3 protein-coding genes are annotated in these 4,324 nt (G+C 52.5%); all 3 read right to left on the reverse strand.

Annotated elements, in window-relative coordinates; translation table 11 throughout:
* Positions 1-383: 383 nt before the first annotated feature.
* From FJ147_27590 to FJ147_27600, 3 genes are read right to left on the reverse strand one after another with little or no spacing between them, the layout of a single operon-like run.
* On the reverse strand, positions 384-1,382 hold the full coding sequence (locus FJ147_27590) for a hypothetical protein (GenBank protein MBM4259648.1): 999 nt from the start codon (positions 1,380-1,382) through the stop codon (positions 384-386).
* 5 nt (positions 1,383-1,387) lie between these two features.
* Positions 1,388-3,295 (reverse strand): glycosyltransferase, encoded by a 1,908-nt coding sequence (locus FJ147_27595; protein MBM4259649.1) that lies wholly within the window; start codon positions 3,293-3,295, stop codon positions 1,388-1,390.
* A 59-nt stretch (positions 3,296-3,354) separates the two neighbouring features.
* Complete coding sequence (locus FJ147_27600) at positions 3,355-3,825, reverse strand: discoidin domain-containing protein (protein MBM4259650.1); 471 nt, start codon at positions 3,823-3,825, stop codon at positions 3,355-3,357.
* Positions 3,826-4,324 lie beyond the last annotated feature (499 nt).

Raw genomic sequence — 4,324 nt, forward strand, 5'->3', positions numbered from 1 at the left:
AAATATAAAACACTAACCAGATACAAGTCAAGAAAAAACTCGCCCAATGGGCGAATCCCAATACCCCAAAACTTCCTGAAAACCCTACAGTTTCTGAAACCCGCGTGGGCTTAGAGCGGAGTTATGGCGAGTGATGCTGAGGTCATCCGCGATCTCCCAAGACGCTTATAGTAGCCAACCAGTAACGCCAAAGCGCGTTCATCGTCTCGACAACTTCCAGCGCTGAAGTAAGATGTTCGAGAACCTGCGCGTAGTTATGCGAGCTTCCCGGGCTGCCACCAAGGTGATTTCAAAAATGACCACGACCTGGCTGAACCGAGGCCGCCCGATGCAGACGCGGATCTTCATAGCAGCCCATGGCTACGGGCCGATGTTTGGATCCGTCATGGCACAGCGTTGTCCCGGAGGCCTTCGACAATAGACCAATAGTCAAATAGATCGTCAGGAAAGCCGACCTTCGTTCCAAAGGACTCTACCAATCTCATGTAATCCGCAAGCGACTGCTCATACAACGATTCCCAGCGCGCTACGTGTTCTTGGAGTGCATCGAGCCACCCTAGCCGCCCGGCGTCGATTTGTGTGGCGCAGGCGGCAACCAGAGACGTATCTCGCGTGCTGATAGAAATCGTTGCTCTCCCGCATCGTAGGGCTGCGATGATTCGCATCAAGGATACCCAACGCCAGCCTTGACGTTGCGGCAAATTAAGGACGATTTTGGCGTTGCGGTTCATTGAGTCCCGAACCTTTCGAGAAACAAATTTTTCAGGGCAAGCGACACAGAGCTTCTTCGCGATTTCGGACAGTAGCTCACGACGGTACGACGTCATATAACCTGTAAAAACCAGATCCGAATGACCATCTACGGGAATCTCCTCAACTTTTTTCGGTCGCGACTCGAGGCTCGGAAATGGGATCTGACGAACCCCAATCCCGCTAAAAATCGACCCGATGTCCTTAAGTTCCGGTAAATCCCCTAAGACGATAAAGGAGCGAATGTAGGGAGCGCAATCCATCAAGTTCTTAATTCTAGAGGCCTGAGTCGCCGATGGCATGTAGTCGTTTTCTTGCCATAGGGGCTCGCCGTGGATGAAAATGCGATCTCCGATAAAATCGAGATGTTCGGTCATGATTACGGCAACTCGCTTGCCCGTAGAGCGACAAAAGTTGCAGAGGATCTCACTAGAAAGCTCTGAAAAGTTTTCGATCACGACGTTGAGGGCGCCGAGTCTTGGCTGCCTTCCTACGGAAACGGGATAGCCGTGTTCGACAAACGAAAGTTTGAAAAATTCCACCTGATCGCTGATGCCATAGAAGGGATGATTGAATATCCAAAGGTGAATAACAGGTCGCACAGACGAATTCACCTGGGCCAACTGAGACATACCCATCATCCATGCGCGGATTGCCGTGAGACCAAGATCTGGTCACGGACGTTCGCGAGGGTAGAGCCGATAAAGCAACTGCTATAACCTTGCCCGGCTATTTTTTCATAGATGAACGCACCTTCGCTTTGGAGGATTCCATAGAATCTATTTCTGTAGCGAATGATATTGTAACCGCAAACACCTTCTAAAACGAGCTCGGGCGGGGACTCCTGGCGCTTGCTGATCAAACGCCGATATCGGTTTCGTCCATGCCTAAACGACCAAGATGCTAGCTTATAAGCCGACGGAAAAGGTTTTAAGGCTCTCTTGACAATCGGAATGCGGGAAGACATAAAACCACGCTCTTGCGCCGATTCTCTTCCCTCGAAAAATTTGCCTTGTAGCCCCTTTATTGAATCCGCAAAGTGTAGCCTGGGGGAACTTGGATACACATAAGCACTCAGGGGCGACCAATCGTGAAGTTCCATCGCTGGTGGTGAGGTATAGGCCACGTATGCGCCACCAAACTCGGCAACGCATCCAAAACCTGTATAGAGCCTTCTGACTGGCTGCGTCGGGCTTTCAAAAAGCCTTGGCCAATCTGAGTCGTCTACCAGGCAATGCGTCAAAGGCGAGGCCTCATCGGCCGAGTCGTCCAATCGCCGATCGCTTCGCTTGTATCGCTCATACAGCACACCCACCTGTTCCCAAAACCTGTCGCTAAACGCTTCGCCCGAGAAATCTCTTTTCGCCCGCGCCAACGCGGCAGATTGGACCCGGTCATACGCGCCAGATGTTTCCAACAAAGCGGCAACGCGCCGTGTAAGCTGCGCAACTAGGTCCGCGTCTAGGGCCTCATCGGGCGAAAGCCGATCAAACTCAATGCCCGTGTCGGGGTTCTTATGCCATCGCGTCTTGCGAACACCTTGTAGGGCTATGCCATTCACATCATTGGAGACGAGGACAGAAGCACCGATGGTATCGGTGACAACCGGAACAGCCCCAAGAGCCATCGCTTGCATGATAGAGACCGAATGGAGGGAAGCGCTCGGCAGCAGCATGAAATGGACGGCTCCTACCAACGCGTTAAGGTCCGCGTTCGTAAGATAATTTTCGACCCACAATATGCTTCGACCAATCTCCGCCTTGAGGAAGCTAGGATCTACGCCGTACTTCTGCAATTCGGCATCGTTTGGACGGCCGCAACGCATGTACAGTCGGCCATCGATGCCACGGTCGCGCAATTCCTTCCAGAATCGCAGAACGATATGACCACCGCGAAGAAAAAAACCGTTAGGGTTTTGGTTAGCGGAATTGACAAAAAGAAAGTGGGGAGTTTGCAGAGACGCCGCCTTACCCTGGGTGGGGGATGAAAGAGCGGCACTGCTAACACCCATCGGCGAGACGTGCAGTTTGTTGTCAATCAGCGGATGATTGAAGAATCGGCTGAGGGCAGCCAACGTTTCGGGAAGATGAGAAAATATCCCTAGACATTCCTCGCTTGCGAATAATTTTGCATAGTGCGCTCGGACTTGCCGGATTCGTGGAAGCCTCCCGGTTCCCTGGTGCGCAAAAGGAAAAAACACCGGCGCAAACGATTCGCAATGAAAAACGAATGGCCTACGCAATGAAGGGAACGGCGCCGTGTGGTGAAATTCGATCTCCCCGGGTAGCAACTCGGTGAGGACACGATTCGCTGCGGTGAAGTGGTTATCATAGCGCCGCTTTACCCTGTAGTTCATCAAGGACGATAACTTGTATGCCTGCTGTCCAGTCTCTTTGAGGAGCCTCTGGCGCAGCGGCTCGTTCCACTGGAGGGCCTGGAACAGCTTGACATTATCCAGAGCATTGAGAGCGATTCCCTCGGGTCTTGTATCAAACAACGCGCGATAAAGCGGATGAAACCCATTCAGCGGTATGTAGTGGGTCATGCTCCACGGCACCGCCACCGACAGTCGATTAAGAGTTCGCACAGAGGGTCTGAAATCTGTTATTTGAATCTTATACCACGAAGCGTCAGCAAGTCGAGGTCGCCACAATTGGAAAGTATCTTGATGCGCACGTGCGCCGCGCTCACCGTGCGCCCCAATGAGTGAGCCCTCCAGTTTTCAGAAGGAGCACTACAGTCGTTTTCAACGGAAGCGACCTCCTTCCAAGCATTGGCATCGTCGCTAATCTCCACCAAGACTTTCTTGGGTGCTCGCCCCAATTGCCCCAACTGGGGTAAGAATTCGACCTGGGCGAACTGCTGAATACCCGCAAGCGAGATTGTGACCGTTTGCGGATAAATCGGCGCTCGCTGAGCGTGCCAACCAGGTTCCGCAGCTTTGAGTAGGCCCTCCGGGCCGTAGGACTCATGAACCGAGGACGCAGTAATCCTGGTTTCATGAGTCCTTTCTCGATTGCATGCAGCGAAGAGGAGCGAAACAGAGATCAAAAGAATCAATCGTGATGCTCTCATTCATTCACCTTTCTTTTTGCACGGCTTGATTGCAATTGCCAACGATTGGGTCTGGAGGAGTCTCGGACCCACACCCAGAGAAAGAAATCTACGGGGAGGGCAACTGATTTTACTTTAAATATCATTTTTCGTCCCAAACCTCAAAGCAATGCTATCCCTTCAGTTTTACGACTCACCCCTTGCGTGGAATAGCAATCTCCGTAAATCGCCGCAGAAATTGCCTAAGTCGATAGCCGAATCCCGATGTGTAATGACGCACGACCGCATCGTGTGCGGCAAGATGCAGTTCAGTTTCTTCCTGTCGCTTGGCTAAGACCAGCGCCGCTTGATCCAGGCGCGCGCGCAGTGCCGAAAGCTCGATGCGGCCATCGCGCAGGGATGCTTCCTGAGCAGCAAAATATGCCTCTATCTCTGCCTGGCGTTGGGTCACATGAGCCAGTGCTTTCGCCTGCTGCTCCGCGAGGACGGTTTGTTCTAGGCGGCTCTCGTGTGTAGTTGC

The organism is Deltaproteobacteria bacterium (genome assembly GCA_016874775.1).
Taxonomy (GTDB): domain Bacteria; phylum Desulfobacterota; class Binatia; order Bin18; family Bin18; genus VGTJ01.

Excerpts from the sequence above, each read along its gene's own strand:
- FJ147_27590 (MBM4259648.1), bottom strand. The coding sequence starts at position 1,382 with ATGTCTCAGTTGGCCCAGGTGAATTCGTCTGTGCGACCTGTTATTCAC.
- FJ147_27595 (MBM4259649.1), bottom strand. The coding sequence starts at position 3,295 with ATGACCCACTACATACCGCTGAATGGGTTTCATCCGCTTTATCGCGCG.
- FJ147_27600 (MBM4259650.1), bottom strand. The coding sequence starts at position 3,825 with ATGAGAGCATCACGATTGATTCTTTTGATCTCTGTTTCGCTCCTCTTC.